Below are 17,518 nucleotides of genomic sequence, written 5' to 3'. Positions count from 1 at the left end.
CATTACATGATGAAGGCCTGAGGAATCAAACCTCTTTCTTACTGAATGATAAAAGGTAACGTATGGACGTCAGCATACAGCAAATACATGAACTGATCCGTCAGGGGGAAGGGATATCTACGGAGTTCAAAACCTGCAGGAATAAGATCAATCGCGATGTCTATGAGACAGTTTGCGCCTTTCTCAATCGGCATGGCGGGACGATTTTACTCGGTATTCAGGATGATGGAACCGTTCAGGGGATTGAGCAGGATGCTGTAACGCAGATCAAAAAGGACTTTGTCACTGCCATCAACAACCCGCTGAAGCTTACTCCGCCAACGTATCTCTCTGTGGATGTTGTCGAGTTGGACGGGAAATCCCTGCTGCGTATCTATGTGCCGGAAAGCTCGCAGGTGCATCGCTGTAATGGTCGTATTTATGACCGCAATGAAGATGGCGATCTGGATATTACCGATCACACCACACTGGTGGCGCATCTCTACCAGCGTAAACAGGCGACCTTCAGCGAAAACAAGGTATACCCCTGGATTCAGGTCGAAGATCTTCGCCCGGAATTGATTGAAAAGTGCCGTCGATATGTTCGTATAAACAGGGATAATCACCCTTGGGCGGATATGGATGATCTGCAACTACTCAAGAGTGCCCAGCTCTATCAGGAAAATCCAGTTACCAGGGAAAACGGAGTTACTCTGGCTGGAGTTATGCTGTTTGCACCTGACCTGCTTATCCTGAAAGTATGTCCTGCGCATCGAACCGACCTGATCCTGCGCAAGGTCAATGTTGACCGCTACGACGACCGCGATCTGGTACGCACCAACCTTATTGAAAGCTATGACCGCATTCTGGCCTTTGTCCAGAAGCATTTGCCAGACCCTTTTTATCTTGAAGGCATTGAACGCAGAAGCCTGCGGGATGCCATCTTCCGTGAGGTTGCATCCAATATCCTTATTCACCGCGAATATTCCAGCGGTGTTCCGGCTCGGCTTATTATTGAATACGGTCAGGTGACCACCTGGAACGCCAATCGTCCTCACGGGTTTGGCGTGCTGAACCCCGACAACTTCGCGCCCTATCCTAAAAACCCGGTGATCGGTGCATTTTTCAGGGAGATAGACCGCGCTGACGAACTTGGTTCCGGTATGCGCAAGATGATGATGTATGGCAAAAAGTACGGCGGAGCGGACCCTCAGCTCATCGAAGGTGACCTTTTTCGCATGATCATCAGTGTGCCGGAATTCGGAGAAAACCCTTCAAACACTCTTGGACGTGAGCCAGCAGCAGTTTCCTCGGGGCCAGAGTCGGGGCCAGAGTCGGGGCCAGAGTCGGGGCCAGAGTCGATTTTTAAAAGAATCATCAAGGAGTTGCTCATCGGTGCCCGATCAAAATCCGAATTGGCTGCTGCGCTTGGCCAAAGGTCGGTATCGGGAAAACTGAATGAACGGATCCGTGAAATGCTTGCTGATGGCTTGATTGCGCAGACCATTCCTGACAAGCCAACAAGCCGATTGCAAAAATATTGTCTGACTGAGAAAGGTCGTAAATGTCTAGAAAAAAGATGAAACGGGAACGTGCTCGAACAAGTCGCCGGTCAAGTGGATAGATGGACGTTTGATTTACAGGTATATGCACCCGATCACGGAAGAAACGACTCGGTTCGGCAGTTTTATAGTGAATTTCCGATTACGTCCGCAGTGCGGACGCAATTTCAATAGATGTAATATCATCTGGTGATACCTCAATAACAGGCGAGTGACGAAACAGCGCTCAAGAATTCTAAACTGTATAAGAAGGAGGTGGATCGTGACAGAAGAACAAACGCTCATTGCTTTTGAAAATACGCCAATTCGTCGCCACTTCGATGAGGCTACTGAAACCTGGTACTTCTCGATTGTTGATGTCATCGCCGTTTTGAGCGAAAGCGTCAATCCGTGTGATTATTGGTTCAGGATGAAGGTCAGGGTAAAGGCTGAAGATGGCCTTGAGTTGTCGACAATTTGTCGACAACTGAAATTGAAATCTTCAGATGGGAAAAAATATGCTACCGATTGCGCGAATGTAGAGGGATTGCTGAGAATTATTCAGTCCATTCCCTCACCCAAGGCTGAGCCGTTCAAACAATGGCTGGCTAAAGTTGGCTATGAACGCATTCAGGATATGGCTGATCCAGCGCTATCCGTTGATCGCGCCCGTGAGTACTGGCAACAACATGGGAGAAGTGAAAAATGGATACAGCAGTGGATGATGGGCCAGGAGACCCGCAATAAACTCACTGATTACTGGAAGGAGCATGAAATTTCCAAAGAGGATGAGTATGCCATTTTGACCAACATCATCCATCAGGAGTGGACGGGCGTTTCCATCAAGAAGCATAAGGATATGAAAGGGCTGAAAACCCAGAACCTGCGCGACCACATGAGTGAAGCTGAGCTGATTTTTACTGCGCTGGCCGAACTCTCTACCCGGCAAATTGCCGAAAGTGTTGATGCTACAGGAATGAAAGAGAATGCCGATGCAGGGAAAAAAGGCGGCAAGATTGCCAAAGGTGCACGACTTGAATTGGAACAGAAAACCGGCAAGAGCGTTGTCAGCGGAGAAAACTTTTTTGCGCCATCAAAACCGGCAAAAAAGATTACTGGTGCACGAGAAGGCGGGGCGTGAGCTTGTGTAAAACATTAAGAAATGTGTTTCAATTATAGAAGCAAGGTATGTCAAGGATTATCAGATATTTCTGAAATTCAATACTGGTGAAACCGGCGAGGTTGATCTGCGTGATCTTGTCTATAAATGTCCAATAGCGGAACCATTGCGGAACCCTGAAGCTTTTTCACATTTTTATCTTGATTCCTGGCCTACTCTTGCATGGGAATGCGGTTTTGATGTAGACCCTGAGTCACTGTATTTCAGGGCAACCGGCAGGTCGGTCTGGGAGACGAAAGCATCCTGATAAAACGCCATGCAGGCGAATATCGTTTATCAGGAATGGACAGGCTCATGATGAAGCAGATGGCTATGGATGGACATGTAATTCTAAACTGTACAAGAAAGAGGCGGATCATGACAGAAGAACAATCGCTCATTGCTTTTGAAAATACGCCAATTCGTCGTCACTTCGATGAGGCTACTGAAACCTGGTACTTCTCGATTGTTGATGTCATCGCCGTGTTGAGCGAAAGCGTCAATCCGCGTGATTATTGATTCAGGATGAAGGTCAGGGTGAAGGCTGAAGATGGTCTTGAATGAGGCTGATCTGGATCACTTCAACGACAACTATGGAAAGGTGCCCTTCTTGTCAGTGATGACTGGTTTCGGATGCGGTATGGCATGATTGGGATTATCTGGAATTGAGCTATATTGCGATTGATTTGTACACTATAGTGATACTTAAAGAGGAACAACTATGATAGCAATAAGCACAACCGAGTTGAGGCGGAACCTTCGGAAATACCTCAATACCGCAAATAAGGAACGGGTCATTATCCAGTGCGGAAAGAGCGAAACCTATGAAATTATTCCTGCCCGGAAAATGAGTGATACTGACCGATATTTTTCTGATCCCAATGTTGTTGAACATTTACAGCACTCTCTTCAGCAAGTAGAGGAGGGTAAAACAACGGTTCTCAAAAAATCAGATATCAAAAACTTCCTGGGACTTGAGTAATGGGCTATGCGCTTGTCTATACTGACGTTGCTCATGAAGATATTGAGAAGCTTAAAAAGTCTGGTGACATGGTTGCGATCCGCAAACTTGCCAGAATGCTTGAAGAACTTATTGACCATCCTTTTACAGGATCAGGTAAACCGGAACAACTCAGATACAATTTTTCTGGTTGCTGGTCACGAAGGATTTCCAGGAAACACCGCCTTGTATATACAGTAGATGACAAAACAGTAACCGTTCACCTGCTTTCTGTTTACGGGCATTATGATGATCGATGATTTTTTCGCGATTCGATTGGAGATTCCGGTGACACTGGAGAGGTGGAGCTTCTGATCCAGCGATGTTCCGTCCCGGCTTATCATTGAATACAGTCAGGTGATCACCTGGAACGCCAATCGTCCTCACGGGTTTGGTGTGCTGAATCCCGATACCTTCGCGCCGTATCCTAAAAACCCGGTGATCGGTGCATTTTTCAGGGAGATAGACCGTGCAGACGAACTGGGTTCTGGTTTGCGCAAGATGATGATGTACGGAAAAAAGTACGGCGGAGCGGACCCTCAGCTCATCGAAGGTGACGTTTTTCGCATGATTATCAGTGTGCCGGAGTTTGGAAAGAAACCTTTAAACACCCTTGGACGTGAGCCAGCGACATTTTCTTCAGGGCCAGAGTCGATTTTTAAAAGAGTCATCAGGGAGTTGCTCATCGGCTCTCGATCAAAATCCGAATTAGCTACTGCGCTTGGCCAAAAGTCGGTATCGGGAAAACTGAATGAACGAATCCGTGAAATGCTTGCTGACGGCTTGATACCTGCCATCCGCGTGGCGAAACTGCTTATGAGTACCCCGTTGTCGAATTTCGTTAAATCCAAGTGCTTCAAGGAATCCAACAATCTCGCGAGGTTTGAGAACAGGTAAATGTCCCATGTTCAGGCCACAACTATATTTTGAGTGCCAATAAATTCTGCTTCCAGCACTGGTTCTCCATCCTCAAGCAGCATTTCAATGACTTCCTGAAGATTTTGATGCAGTTCATCCAGGGTTTCCCCTTGTGTGTGTGCTCCCTGGAATCCTGGGATGAATCCTACAAAAAGACCAGTCTCCTTACATCGTTCAACAATTGCCGTGTAATTTCTCATTGGAAGCTTTCTCCTTTACTTATAAATTCATGAAGGCTCTTCAGAAACGATAAATGATATTACCTCAGTAGCTGATTTGGCTAAACTCTCTTTCTTTCAAGGTAAATATTTGACACTGATTCCCAAATGACAAGGCAAAAAACGGTTCTGAACCTTCGGCAGTTAGCGCATGGGAATCCCATTACACTGGCCCAGCGGTTGTTTCTTCAAGGCCAGAGCAAATCATGTAACCGGTTACCATAATGCATATTCCATTAGGCACTCCCCGAAGACTTGTGGCTGCTGCCACTCATCTATTATGTAAGGGCATTCACGCAAACAAACCGGAGAAACCGGTCAAGTTTGTTCTCATGAACACTACAGCTAACAGGAACCGGGATCTTCATGAGCCAATCACCATCGTCGAACGAGGAGTTTTTGCTCTTGTTCGCCTGTTGCTGCCTCCGCAAGTGGATAACAAACATGCTGCAGAGTATTTTCGGGTTACCATCGGTCAGATCGACAGGTTCATTGAGTGGTTTGTTGTGCGTCCGGATACATTGATCAATGACGACAAGGTTACAGGTTATGATGTATATACTTCACCGACCAGAAGCCCTGTCTTCAATGCAGGCTCAACCAGTCGTATTAATGTCGCACACTTTATAGCTGATCTGATCACCAGCGATAAAACCTGGAAGAGGTGGAGGGGGCAGATGCCTGTCATCTACAATATATGATCATGCATTTTAGCAGGGTAACAGAAAGAGTGTTATTATGACAGGAGAATGTGAAATGACTCAATTTTTCAATGAGATTCTATGAAAACGCTTGGCAATATTCTGTGGCACTTCCCGTTTTTCGGTTTCGTCAGTGCTATTCTTGTCTATCTGTTAGGGCTTATTTTTACAGTGACGATCGTTGCAGCACCAATTGGCCTGGGGTTAATGGAGTACGGGAAATTTCTGTTCGCCCCATTCGGGCATGCGATGATCAGCAAATCTGATCTCAACGTTAAACAAAATCCGGTATGGATGGCATACTCAACCATTGTGATGATTATCTACCTTCCCCTCGGCCTCATTCTTGCGCTAATCGCGGTTTGTCAAGTAGCCGCGCAGTTCGTGACAATTATCAATATTCCTGTTGCACTTGTTATTGCCAAGTCTCTCGGGACCTATCTGAACCCGGTCAACAAGATATGTGTGCACAGTGCAGTGGTGGAAGAAATAGAACGTCGTAAAGCGAAAGCCGAAGTATGAAATCATCCTGAATAGTCCAATAAGCATGACAGGGACGCAAAGCGTTAAAGCCACGCTACGGTCTCGGAGCTTGAATCTCAGCCTTAAGAGGAGAACGCAGCAATGAAGAACATCAATACCCGGGTATGCCCTGTTGCATTGTCAGGCTCTCTTGATAACAGCATTCGAAGATGGCTGCAAAACCCTGAAAAAATCCTGAGGCCATTTAAAGGGGGCGTTATTGGTAGTGAACCTATGACGGAGAGTCTTGGGTTGTAACCCCTGCTGCTGTTTTCTTTAAGGTATGACTGGTATATTCAGGGTAAGTCAGCAAGGGGCTGAATAAAACTTAGGGTGGCGAGCATTGTACGAAGTAAGATGAAAGAGTGAAATACAAACTTCTTGTTTTTGATTTTGACGGGACCCTGGCTGATAGCGAGGCGAGCATTATGGAGTCTCTGCAGCTTGTCGCCCAAGATCTGGGAATTCCGGCTTTTGACAGGGACGGAGCCCGGCGAAGTATCGGTTTGCCGTTGCGGCGTACAATTGAAATGGGGCTTGGTCTCGCTCCTGAAGAAGCTCCTGAGGCAGTTGACCTTTACAGAAAGCGTTACAACGAGGTTGCTTTAGACTTGACGCATCTGTTTCCGGGAGTGAACGAGACCCTTGACCGATTGCGGCACGATTACCTGCTGGCTGTCGCTTCAAGCAAGAGCACCCAAGGGCTGTTGTTGATGATGCGGCATCTCGGGATTTATGAGATATTCTCCTTTATTTCCGGGGCTCAGGATGTGCAAGAGCCAAAGCCGGCACCCGATATGGTGCTGCTTGCACTGGAGTCCATGAATATTCCGGCTCAAGAGTGCCTTGTTGTTGGCGACACTGTTTACGATATCGAAATGGGTCAACGCGCATTCACCGATACCTGTGCCGTCACCTACGGCAACCATTCAGCCGATGAACTCCGCTGCTTCAACCCCACATTTATCATTAACGCATTCCCGCATCTCATGCATTGTTTGGAGTGATTTTTCCCTTTACCTCACCGAAGATAAGCGCATAGCTCCGAGAGATTGTTCGATAGCAGCAATTGCAGGCGGAGGAGATCTTTTGACTATAAAACATGGAAATTCCATTACTCGTCAGCCATTGTAGAGCGTCAGCAGCAAAAAGGTAGGGGGGCGCAACGTGTTTGATCGCCTGTAATTGTTTGCTATAATGAAAAACTTGATTGTTCTCGAAAAAACGCATTGAGTATCTGGTTCATCTATTGTATGCTGCTTTCAATGAAGTTTCATCAGGAGAGTGCATGATGTATACGTCGGCAAGGGCATTGGAGCTTCTCAGGATTGGTTCCGGTTATCCCTGTGCGGTGTTCCGTGAGAGTCAGGAGGAGGCAATTCGTTATATCGTTGAAGGTCAGGGACGATTGTTGGTTGTCCAGAAGACTGGCTGGGGTAAAAGCTTTGTCTATTTTATCGCTACCAAATTGCTTCGTGAAGGGGGTAATGGTCCAGCGCTCTTGATTTCACCATTGCTTGCATTGATGCGAAATCAGATTGAGGCTGCAGAGCGAATGGGTGTACATGCAGTGACGATCAACTCAGATAATCCGGATGACTGGGCTGAAGTTGAAATGAGCATCGCTCGTAATGCGATAGATATTCTGATCATTTCACCTGAACGACTTGCGAATGAACGCTTCCGCACCAATGTTCTGGCTCCTATTGCTTCGCAGATTGCGATGTTGGTTATTGATGAAGCGCACTGTATTTCTGACTGGGGGCACGACTTTCGACCCCACTACCGACTGCTCGAACGGATTGTCAAAACCTTGCCACCAAACCTGCGACTTCTGGCAACTACTGCTACCGCAAACAATCGTGTCATGGATGATTTAGTCGAAGTGCTTGGGCCGCAATTGGAGGTGTTCCGTGGTGATTTGAATCGTCCTTCGTTGACCTTGCAAACCATATCTCTACCTGATCAAGCCCAGCGCCTTGCATGGCTGGCTGAACAGCTCGATACGCTTCAAGGCCACGGAATCATCTATACCCTCACCGTTCGTGACGCGAACATGGTTGCAGGTTGGCTGAAAAGTCGTGGGTTCAATGTTGAAGCCTACACGGGCGAAACTGGTGATCGCCGGCCGGAGTTTGAGCAGGCTCTGCTTAATAACCGGGTTAAAGCTCTTGTTGCTACTTCCGCACTGGGAATGGGTTACGATAAGCCGGATCTGGCATTTGTGATTCATTATCAGATGCCGGGATCGGTTGTTGCCTATTATCAGCAGGTAGGGCGTGCTGGACGTGCTCTTGAATCAGCATATGGTATCTTGCTGAGTGGCAGGGAAGAGACGGATATTACTGATTGGTTTATCAAGAGCGCTTTTCCGACCAGGCAGGAAGTTGATGATGTCATTAACGCTCTTGAAAATGAACCTTCGGGGCTCTCTGTGCCTGAACTTCAGGGAAAAGTGAATATCAGCTATGGACGTATTGAAAAGACCATTGCATTGCTCTCGCTGGAATCACCCGCCCCTGTCGCAAAGCAAGGGAGCAAGTGGCAATTGACAGCCGCCAAACTTGGTGAAGGATTTTGGGCTCGTGCGGATCGACTTACCGCGTTACGTCGTGATGAACAACGACAAATGCAGGAATATCTTAAACTTCCATTTGGTGAACATATGGGGTTTCTTGTTCAGGCGCTTGATGGTGATCCGAATGAGGTCAGTTTTCCTTTATTGTTACCGTTACCGATAACTGTTGAAGAGGCTCTTGTTCAGGAGGCTGTCGCTTTTTTGCGCCGCACCAGTTTGCCTATTGAGCCAAGACTTCAGTGGCCTGCCGGTGGTATGCCACAATATCGGGTGAAAGGAAAAATTCCTGTAAACCTGCAGGCAGGGCCCGGAAAAACACTCTGTGTTTGGGGTGATGCAGGGTGGGGTGGACTCGTCAGACAAGGAAAATATCATGACAACTGTTTTTCTGATATTTTGGTTACTGCTTGTGTTGAAATGATTCAGCAATGGAATCCGGAACCAGCACCGACATGGGTAACGTGCGTTCCGTCGTTGCGTCACCCCAATCTCGTTCCGGATTTTGCGAAGCGCCTTGCTGATGCTCTGGGACTGCCGTTTCAACTGCTTCTTGTAAAAACAAATAACCGGCCAGAACAGAAAACAATGGCAAACAGTACCCAACAGGCTCGAAATATTGATGGTTCACTCGCGGTCAAGGAACAAAGAGTGCCGGATGGTCCGGTTCTTCTGGTTGACGACATGGTAGATTCTCGCTGGACATTGACGGTATCTGCCTGGCTCTTGAGAACATATGGAAGTGGTGAGGTTTGGCCTTTGGCACTTGCTCAAACAGGATACGATTAACAATGCAACAACTCTCTTCGAATACAAAAGCCATTCTTCTGCTGACGGCTCCCTTGATTGCTGGTCACGGCAGCTCATCGCCTGACCTTCTGTCGCCGGGTGAGTACAATCGTCTGGCTCGTTATGTGCACGACATACATCACGAACCTGCCGATCTGTTGCTTCCGGGAGCAGAAAATCTGCATCGTTCATGCCAGCATATTGTTGAGGAAAAACGTATGCAAACCCTTCTTGAGCGTGGCTTTTTGCTCAGCCAGGTTGTTGAGCAGTGGCAGGCACGTGCTCTCTGGGTGGTCAGCCGCGCTGATGCTGCGTATCCCCGACGCATGAAGGCACGATTGCGGGAAGGTGCACCTGCAGTGCTTTATGGTTGCGGCGATATCCATCTGTTGGAAACTGGTGGCCTTGCCGTGGTGGGATCACGGCAAGTGGATGAGGAGCTGATTAACTATACAATGTCGATCGGCCAACTCTCTGCTCGTGCAGGCAGGACGATTATTTCCGGAGGTGCGAAGGGTATCGATCAGGCCGCCATGCGGGGCGCTCTTGAAGCTGGCGGGAAGGTCTGCGGGGTTCTTGCTGATCGTCTGGAAAGAACGGCAATGCAACGTGAAAATCGCAATCTGATTGTAGAGGGTCGCCTGGTTCTGGTTTCACCCTACGATCCAAGTGCGGGTTTCAATGTCGGCAATGCCATGCAACGCAACAAGTTAATCTATGCCTTGTCCGATGCTTCGCTGGTGGTAAATTCTGATAGTAATAAAGGCGGAACTTGGGCGGGTGCGATTGAACAGCTTGAGAAACTACGGCTGGTTCCAGTCTATGTTCGATCAACGGGAAGCGCTTCAACTGGTATCGATGCCTTGCGTGACAGGGGAGCTCTGCCTTGGCCGGAGCCTCATGACGTCGAGGCGTTTGAAGCTGTACTTGACACATCGCCATCTCTGATTCCAGTTGAGAGAGAGGCTTCCATCGGGCTCTTCTCGAACGGCATGGTTCAAGATTCAGTGACAGAGACGGCGCAAAAAAAGCCTCAAGTACAAATTATGGAGGATATATCTTTACCTCTTCACATGTCTGAAGAGGCGGAACTCAGTCCGGCGCAGAGATTGTTCGCTACGGTACGAGAGGCGATACGGCAATTGTTAAAAAAACCGATGACAGATACAGAGATTGCAGAGATATTAGAGTTGTCACCTCTTCAAACAAGGGTTTGGTTGCAGCGTCTGGTTGATGAAGGCCTCTTGGAAAAAAAGAATAAACCCGTCCGATATTGCATAAAAGAGTCTGGATTTTTTGAAAACGTACCCCATGCCACTTAACCTTTACACCAGCAACCGGATGGAAGTTCTGGTTGATACCCTTGCCGCTGCTCTTCGCGAGCCGCTGGCTTCACCGTTCAAGCAGGAGGTGATTGTGGTACAGAGCCGGGGGATGCAGCGGTGGCTCTCCATGGAGCTGGCGTCGCGGTTCGGCGTCTGGGCTAACGGGCACTATCCCTTTCCGAATGCGATGGTGAAGGAGCTGTTCGGGGCGCTCTTTTCTGAAAAGCCTGACACTTCATCATTTGCTCCGGAGGTGATGAGCTGGAGGATCATGCGGCTTTTGCCTGAGCTGCTCGACACAGAGCCCTTCGGCACCTTGCGTCGCTATCTTGCTGATGATCCTGACGGGCTCAAGCTCTTTCAGTTGTCGGAAAAAATTGCTGATACCTTCGACCAGTACACGCTCTTCCGTCCGGAGATGCTCTCCCATTGGGAGGCGGGGGAGTCACAACCTGCCGGCGAAGAGTGGCAGCCGGTTCTCTGGCGGAAGCTTGCTGACGGGGAGGGAATGCATCGGGGAAGGATGAAGGAGCTTTTCTGCAGGCAGTTGAGCCCTCTGTCGCCAGAGGTGAAGGAGATTCCCGAGAGGATCACCCTTTTCGGCATCTCCTACCTGCCAAAGTTCCATCTCGATATGCTCTCGGCGGTTGCGAGGGTGACTGAGGTGAACCTCATTCTTCTGAGCCCGACTCGTGAGTACTGGGGCGATATTCTCGCCAGGAAGGCGATTGTCAGGCTGCCGGAGGAGGAGCGGGCCCTGCGCATGGAGGGGAATCCGCTTCTCGCTTCGCTTGGCAGGATCGGACGGGATTTTTCGGATATGATTATCGACATGAGCGACAGCGCTTTTCATCAGGAGGAGCGCTATGATGATCCGGGTGAGGAGTGCCTGCTTCACGGCCTGCAGTCCGATATTCTGAACCTTTCGGGTACCGGTGAGGAGGGGGAGCAGCGCCCGCTTGACCCGCTTGACCGGTCGCTCCGGATTCACTCCTGCCACAGTCCGCTTCGTGAAATCGAGGTGCTCTACGACAATATTCTTGCCATGCTTGAGGAGTCTCCCGGCCTGACTTTGCGCGATATTGTGGTGATGACGCCGGATATTGAGAGCTATTCGCCCTACATCTCCACCGTGTTCGGAGCAGGAGGGAATGGCGCCGGATTGCACTACTCCATTGCCGACCGGAGGATGATGCATGAGGGGGAGATTGCTTCGGCGGTGCTGAAACTGCTTGCTCTGCCTGCAAGCCGCCTTGCCGCATCCGAACTCTTTGACCTGCTTGCCTCTCCGCCCGTAAGCCGCCGTTTTTTGGTGGAGAGTGACGAACTTGACGTTATCCGTGAGTGGATTGAAAAAACCGGGATTCGGTGGGGGATGGATGAGGGCGACCGTACGGCGAAGGCTCTTCCTTCCTATCGCGAGAACTCATGGAAGGCAGGGCTTGACCGGCTCCTGCTCGGCTATGCCATGCCGGACGAGAATCAGCTTTTCAACGGCATTCTGCCCTACGATGATCTGGCTGGTTCTGCAGCCGAAACCCTCGGCAAGTTTGCCGGGTTCATCACGTCGGTTGAAGCGTTTGTCAACAGGATGGAACGGCCCTGCACCCTTGAGGAGTGGCGCAGCCGGTTTCAGGCGCTGCTGGCCGACTTTATTCTCCCTTCCAGCGTCTCCGAGCGGGAGTTTGCAACCATTGCCGCTCTTGGCGAAAAGCTTGGTGAGGTTGCCGCTGCGGCGGAGTTCACCCAGGAAGTGACGCCTGCGGTGATGCTCTCCTGGCTGAGGGCTCACCTTGAGCTGCAGGAGCAGGGGCTGGGCTTCATGACGGGTGGCATCACCTTTTGCGCCATGCTGCCCATGCGGAGCATTCCCTTCCGTGTTGTCGTTTTGATCGGCATGAACGACAGCGCCTTTCCCCGCCAGAGCCGCGCTCCGGGATTTGACCTCATTGCGCGTGAGCCGCAGAAGGGCGACCGCTCATTGCGTAATGAAGACCGTTACCTCTTTCTTGAGTCGATCCTTTCGGCCCGTGACCTGCTCTATATAAGCTATATCGGCCAGAGCATCAGGGATAACAGCGAGCTGCCGCCCTCGGTGCTGGTCAGTGAACTGCTCGATGCCGTTCGCCGGGGCTTTTCCCTGCCCGATGGAGATTCCGTCGAGAAGCAACTGGTGGTACGGCACCCTTTGCAGGCTTTTAACCGGGCCTATTACTCTGCAGGCTCTCCGCTTTTCAGCTATTCGGCTGAGAACTTTCATGCGCTGGTTGAAAAAGAGCGTCCTGCAGCTCCGTCACGCCCCTTTATGAGTGTTCCTCTTGATGAACCGCCTGAGGAGTGGAAAACCGTTTCGCTTAAACAGCTTCTGCGTTTTTACGATAACCCGGCGGGCTTTTTTCTGGAGCAGCGTCTTGGTATCAGGCTTGAAGGGATGGTGGAGCCGCTTGAGGATCGTGAACCCTTCGCAGTTGAGGGGCTCGCATTGTACAGTCTGAAGCAGGAGCTGCTTGAAATTGTGCTTGGAGGAGGGAATACACTCGAACTGCTCCCACTCTATCGGAGCCGGGGAGTGCTCCCGCCCGCCCTCCATGGTGAGCTGCTTTTCCGTAAAATTCTTGATGAGGTGCAGCAGTTTGCCGCAACCGTGCAGGAAAAAACCGCTGGCGCTGGCGCTCTGGCACCGCTTGAGGTCGATCTGCAGCTTGGCGGATTCCGCCTGACCGGTCAGCTTGTACGGGTGTGGCCAGAGAGCCTGTTGCACTACCGCTGCGCGAAACTGAAGATGAAGGATCAGATGCGAGGCTGGATTGAGCATCTCGTGCTCAATATGGCAGATCAGCCGGGTTATCCAAGAAAAACCTCTCTTGTCATGGTTGATAATGAAAAACAGTTTGCTCCGGTGGCTGATGCTGCCCTGTATCTGGAGGATCTTCTGAAGTATTACTGGCAGGGGCTCTCCATGCCGCTGCGCTTTTTCCCGCGTTCTTCACTGGCCTTTGCCGCAAAAGAGGATCTCGATGCCGCCCGCAGGGAGTGGCGTGACGACACCTTCAACAACCGCCCGGGCGAGGGCTCCGATCCGGCAATCGAGCGCTGCTTTGGCGCCGCAGATCCCTTTGACGATGAGTTCTGCTCCCTTGCCGTCGAGTTGCTCAGGCCGATGATTCAGGCTGCAGGGGAGGAGGCACCATGAAACCACTGAACCATGCAGCCGTAGAACTCTCCGGCATCAACCTGATCGAGGCCAGTGCCGGGACGGGGAAGACCTATGCTATTGCCTCGCTCTACCTTCGCCTGCTTCTGGAAAAAGAGCTTCTGCCGGAACAGATTCTTGTGGTAACGTATACCGAAGCGGCTACGCAGGAGCTTCGCGGCAGAATCCGCAGTCGTATCCGTGAGGCGCTCGAGGTGATGGAGGGTTGCGATACCAGCGACATATTCCTTGGTGAGCTATATGAAACGGCCTCTCTGAGTGGGATGAAAAAGGTGCGCGACCTCCTTGAACGGGCGCTCGGCGCTTTTGATACCGCTTCGATTTTCACCATTCACGGCTTCTGCCTTCGGGTGCTGCAGGATAACGCCTTCGAGAGCGGCTCACTCTATGATACTGAATTGGTGACTGATCAGACAGAGCTGCTTCGTGGTATTGTGGATGATTTCTGGAGAGTACATTTTTTCGGTGAGTCTGCGCCACTGCTCGGCTATGCCCTGCGTAACCGCCTCACTCCTGAAACCTTCCTGTCGCTGTTGAAGAACCTTCATGCCGGAACCGGGGTTGAGGTTATCCCTGATTTCAGTGATGAGCAGATAACGGCGATTGAGAGGGAGTGCTCGGCTGCTTACAGTGATGCCAGTTCAATTTGGATGGGGCATAAAGGCTCGATAACTGAACTTCTGACCACTGAGAAGGGTTTGAGCCGTTCAGCCAAATATTACCGCGCTGACCTGCTTGAACCGCTTTTTTCCGGGATGGATGCTTTTGTTGAAGGAGGCAATGCGTATGACCTGTTTGAGTCATTCCCGAAATTGACCCTTGAGGGTATTCTTGAAGGCACCAAAAGCAAAGGTGTGGCGCCCTCCCATCCCTTTTTCCTTTCCTGCCAACGGCTCCAGGATGCAGTGGAGAGGCGTCTTCTTGCCCTCAAGGCTGAACTGCTTCGCTTTTATCAGAAGAACCTGCCATTGCGCAAACGAATCGGAAATATCCGTTTTTTTGATGATCTCCTTGAGGATCTCTACCATGCGCTTTTGCCAGAGCAGGGCGGGGATGCACTTGCCGAGATTATCAGAAAAAAGTATTGCGCAGCACTTATTGATGAGTTTCAGGATACCGACCGCCAGCAGTATGAGATCTTCAGGAGCATCTATGCGACATCCGGGTTGCCGCTTTTTCTAATCGGCGATCCAAAACAGGCCATTTACAGTTTCCGTGGTGCGGATATCTTCGCCTACATAAGAGCAGCGCGTGAGGTAGGTGAGGAGCGGCGCTTTACCCTGACGGAGAACTGGCGCTCTTCTCCGCTGCTGCTTCAGGCGTTCAATACCTTGTTCAACAATACGATGAGGCCGTTTCTCCATGATGAAATTCTCTATCACCCGCTCGCTTCAGGGAAAAGCGAGCCGGAGAGGGCGGATGGAGCGGGGGAAGATCTTGAGCCGATGCAGCTCTGGCTGATGGATTCGAGTGATGAGAAGAGCGGCATGTTGACTGTGGATGATGCTGGCGCCTGGGCTTCAACGGCCGTTGCCGGTGAGATTGTCCGAATCCTGCAGGATGGTCAAACCCTTTTCAGCGGCAGGCCATGCAGTGCCGGAGATATTGCCGTTATTGTGCGCACGCACCGGCAGGCGGCTCTTATGCTCAACGCCTTGCATAACCGGGGCGTTGCCGGGGTCATGCGGAGCAATCAGAGTATCTTTTTGTCGAGAGAGGCTGAAGAGGTGCGCATCCTGCTCTCAGCCCTCGCTGATCCGGGCAACGAGCCAAAGGTACGTGCGGCGCTGGTGACCGATCTGCTTGGCAGGTCGGGCAACGATATTGAGAGGTTTCATGATGATGAAGCGTCATGGATAGCCTGTCTCAGGCAGTTCCGACTCTATCACGAGCTCTGGCATGAGCGGGGATGTATGGTGATGAGCCGGGAACTGATGGCAAAGGAGGAGGTGCGTGGACGTCTGCTCAGTTACCCTGACTCTTCGGGTGAGCGAAGGCTGACCAATCTGCTGCACTGTTTTGAATTGCTGCACCGTGAGGAGCATGAGCGGGGAACCGGTATGGAGGGACTTGTAGCTTGGTTCAGTGAACGGACAGGGGCTGCGGATGAGACGGACGAGTATCAAATCCGTCTTGAAACCGATGATGCTGCCGTAAAAATCGTTACCATTCACGTCAGCAAGGGACTGGAATATCCGGTTGTTTTCTGCCCCTTTCTCTGGGGAGGCGGAAACCGCAAAGGGGAGGTGCTGATGTTCCATGATGATGCGGGGCATCTGGTGAAGGATTTCGGCTCTTCCGGCTATGAGAGTAACCGGCGGCTTGCCGACAAGGAGTCGCTTGCCGAAAGCCTCAGACTGCTCTATGTGGCACTGACGAGGGCCAAGTATCGCTGCTATCTTTTCAGCGGTAAAACCCGTTCGGAGAACTCGCCGATCAACTATCTGCTCCATGCATCGAGTGCAACAAGAGTTTCGGAAAATCAGGCTTCGGCGCTTGCTGTTGAATCAAAAACCCTGACCACCGGGATGATGGCCGAGCAGTTGGAGTCGCTCGCCGAAAGTTCAGAAGAGTCAATCGGCTTCACGTTGTTGACGCGCGAAGCGGTTGACGGGATGGCCAGACTCTCCCGGACGGATAGGGAGTCACAGCATGATGCCCTTGTACTGCGCCACTTCAGCGGAACCATTGACACCACCTGGCGGGTTTCAAGCTTCACCTCGTTCAGCCGCCATGAACCGATAAGCACCGAGCTACCTGATCGCGATGAACCACAGGCTGATGGGGGAGTCCCCTCCGCAATCGTTGCTCCCGCCGGTCATGAAAAAAGCATCTTTACCTTTCCAAGGGGGGCTCAGGCCGGAATTTTTATGCACGGGATTTTTGAGAAGCTTGATTTTGCCTCTCCCTCCGAAACGGCTATCCATGAGCTTGTTGCAAAAGGGCTTGAACGCTATAACTATAAAGAGGAGTGGCAGCCGCATATCACAGCCATGATTCATAACGTTCTTGAGACGCCTCTTGCTTCGCGCGACAGCCTGTTTACTCTTGGCGCTCTCTGCCAGAAAAGCTGGATCACTGAGCTGGAATTTTTCTTTCCGCTCCGGTTTATCAATTCATCTCATCTTGCTGGCCTTCTGCTCCGTCATGGCCTTCTGCGGAGTGGAGTTGACCTTGCCTCGCTTGCACCCATGCTGCAGTTCAGCCCGGTCAGGGGGATGCTTATGGGCTTCATGGATATGGTTTTTGAGCAGAATGGCCGCTACTATCTGCTTGACTGGAAATCCAATCATCTTGGTAACAGCGAAGAGGATTACGCTCAGGATGCCATGAGTGTGGCTATGCAAAAACACCTCTACCCGCTGCAATACCTGTTGTATACCGTGGCTCTCAACCGCTACCTGTCGTTAAGGGTCAAAAACTACCGTTACAGCACCCATTTCGGGGGAGTAATTTATGTCTTTCTTCGGGGAGTGAACAGGGAGCACGGGGAAAACTTCGGCTTTTTCCGCGACCTTCCCCCTGAAGAGTTGATTGAAGCGCTGACAAATCTGCTGATAGATGAGGATAAATAACG

The 17,518-nt window shown here is 50.7% G+C and carries 16 protein-coding genes; 14 read left to right on the top strand and 2 right to left on the bottom strand.

What is annotated here, in order from left to right:
* Positions 1-62: 62 nt before the first annotated feature.
* The 6 genes from AC56AD_RS07320 (at position 63) to AC56AD_RS07295 (ending at position 3,939) form a co-directional block, all read left to right on the top strand.
* Positions 63-1,562 (top strand): RNA-binding domain-containing protein, encoded by a 1,500-nt coding sequence (locus AC56AD_RS07320; RefSeq protein WP_012508190.1) that lies wholly within the window; start codon positions 63-65, stop codon positions 1,560-1,562.
* Positions 1,563-1,803: 241 nt separating this feature from the next.
* Positions 1,804-2,661 carry a BRO-N domain-containing protein gene (locus AC56AD_RS07315; protein WP_012508189.1) on the top strand — a complete coding sequence of 286 codons (858 nt, stop codon included), beginning with the start codon at positions 1,804-1,806 and terminating at the stop codon, positions 2,659-2,661.
* Between the two features lie 13 nt (positions 2,662-2,674).
* Positions 2,675-2,947: a DUF2442 domain-containing protein gene (locus AC56AD_RS07310; RefSeq protein WP_083765314.1), complete on the top strand. Its 273-nt coding sequence runs from the start codon at positions 2,675-2,677 to the stop codon at positions 2,945-2,947.
* A 65-nt stretch (positions 2,948-3,012) separates the two neighbouring features.
* A complete protein-coding gene (locus tag AC56AD_RS07305) occupies positions 3,013-3,198 on the top strand; it encodes a hypothetical protein (protein WP_150085623.1) in 186 nt (61 codons plus the stop codon).
* A 202-nt stretch (positions 3,199-3,400) separates the two neighbouring features.
* Positions 3,401-3,661, top strand: coding sequence for a type II toxin-antitoxin system Phd/YefM family antitoxin (locus AC56AD_RS07300; protein ID WP_012508188.1), 261 nt, complete (start codon positions 3,401-3,403; stop codon positions 3,659-3,661).
* Positions 3,661-3,939 carry a Txe/YoeB family addiction module toxin gene (locus AC56AD_RS07295; RefSeq protein WP_012508187.1) on the top strand — a complete coding sequence of 93 codons (279 nt, stop codon included), beginning with the start codon at positions 3,661-3,663 and terminating at the stop codon, positions 3,937-3,939. The genes AC56AD_RS07300 and AC56AD_RS07295 overlap by 1 nt, the downstream gene beginning before the upstream one ends.
* A 448-nt stretch (positions 3,940-4,387) precedes the next feature.
* Here the strand turns inward: AC56AD_RS07295 and AC56AD_RS07290 are convergent, their stop codons facing one another.
* Both AC56AD_RS07290 and AC56AD_RS07285 read right to left on the bottom strand, forming a co-directional pair.
* Positions 4,388-4,585, bottom strand: a complete 198-nt coding sequence (locus AC56AD_RS07290) for a type II toxin-antitoxin system HicA family toxin (RefSeq protein WP_150085805.1) — start codon at positions 4,583-4,585, stop codon at positions 4,388-4,390.
* A 2-nt stretch (positions 4,586-4,587) separates the two neighbouring features.
* Positions 4,588-4,797, bottom strand: a complete 210-nt coding sequence (locus AC56AD_RS07285) for a type II toxin-antitoxin system HicB family antitoxin (RefSeq protein WP_012508185.1) — start codon at positions 4,795-4,797, stop codon at positions 4,588-4,590.
* A 350-nt stretch (positions 4,798-5,147) separates the two neighbouring features.
* Here AC56AD_RS07285 and AC56AD_RS07280 point away from each other — a divergent pair, with 350 nt between their 5' ends.
* From AC56AD_RS07280 to recB, 8 genes are all read left to right on the top strand, one after another.
* Positions 5,148-5,516: an NAD(P)-dependent oxidoreductase gene (locus AC56AD_RS07280; RefSeq protein WP_223293875.1), complete on the top strand. Its 369-nt coding sequence runs from the start codon at positions 5,148-5,150 to the stop codon at positions 5,514-5,516.
* Positions 5,517-5,597: 81 nt separating this feature from the next.
* On the top strand, positions 5,598-6,038 hold the full coding sequence (locus tag AC56AD_RS07275) for a YccF domain-containing protein (RefSeq protein ID WP_012508183.1): 441 nt from the start codon (positions 5,598-5,600) through the stop codon (positions 6,036-6,038).
* A gap of 102 nt (positions 6,039-6,140) precedes the next feature.
* Positions 6,141-6,296 carry a hypothetical protein gene (locus AC56AD_RS07270; protein WP_498984428.1) on the top strand — a complete coding sequence of 52 codons (156 nt, stop codon included), beginning with the start codon at positions 6,141-6,143 and terminating at the stop codon, positions 6,294-6,296.
* Positions 6,297-6,403: 107 nt separating this feature from the next.
* Entirely contained in the window at positions 6,404-7,045 is a 642-nt protein-coding gene (locus AC56AD_RS07265; protein WP_012508182.1) for an HAD family hydrolase, read from the top strand.
* A 281-nt stretch (positions 7,046-7,326) separates the two neighbouring features.
* Positions 7,327-9,402: a RecQ family ATP-dependent DNA helicase gene (locus tag AC56AD_RS07260; protein ID WP_012508181.1), complete on the top strand. Its 2,076-nt coding sequence runs from the start codon at positions 7,327-7,329 to the stop codon at positions 9,400-9,402.
* A gap of 2 nt (positions 9,403-9,404) precedes the next feature.
* Positions 9,405-10,724, top strand: coding sequence for a DNA-processing protein DprA (locus tag AC56AD_RS07255; RefSeq protein ID WP_012508180.1), 1,320 nt, complete (start codon positions 9,405-9,407; stop codon positions 10,722-10,724).
* On the top strand, positions 10,714-13,920 hold the full coding sequence (gene recC, locus AC56AD_RS07250; protein WP_012508179.1) for an exodeoxyribonuclease V subunit gamma: 3,207 nt from the start codon (positions 10,714-10,716) through the stop codon (positions 13,918-13,920). The genes AC56AD_RS07255 and recC overlap by 11 nt, the downstream gene beginning before the upstream one ends.
* A complete protein-coding gene (gene recB, locus AC56AD_RS07245; protein ID WP_012508178.1) occupies positions 13,917-17,516 on the top strand; it encodes an exodeoxyribonuclease V subunit beta in 3,600 nt (1,199 codons plus the stop codon). Before recC ends, recB begins: the two co-directional genes overlap by 4 nt.
* Positions 17,517-17,518 lie beyond the last annotated feature (2 nt).

Source organism: Pelodictyon clathratiforme (genome assembly GCF_982375515.1).
The sequence above is the reverse complement of the archived record's forward strand: the minus strand, read 5'-3'. Positions and strand labels throughout refer to the sequence as shown.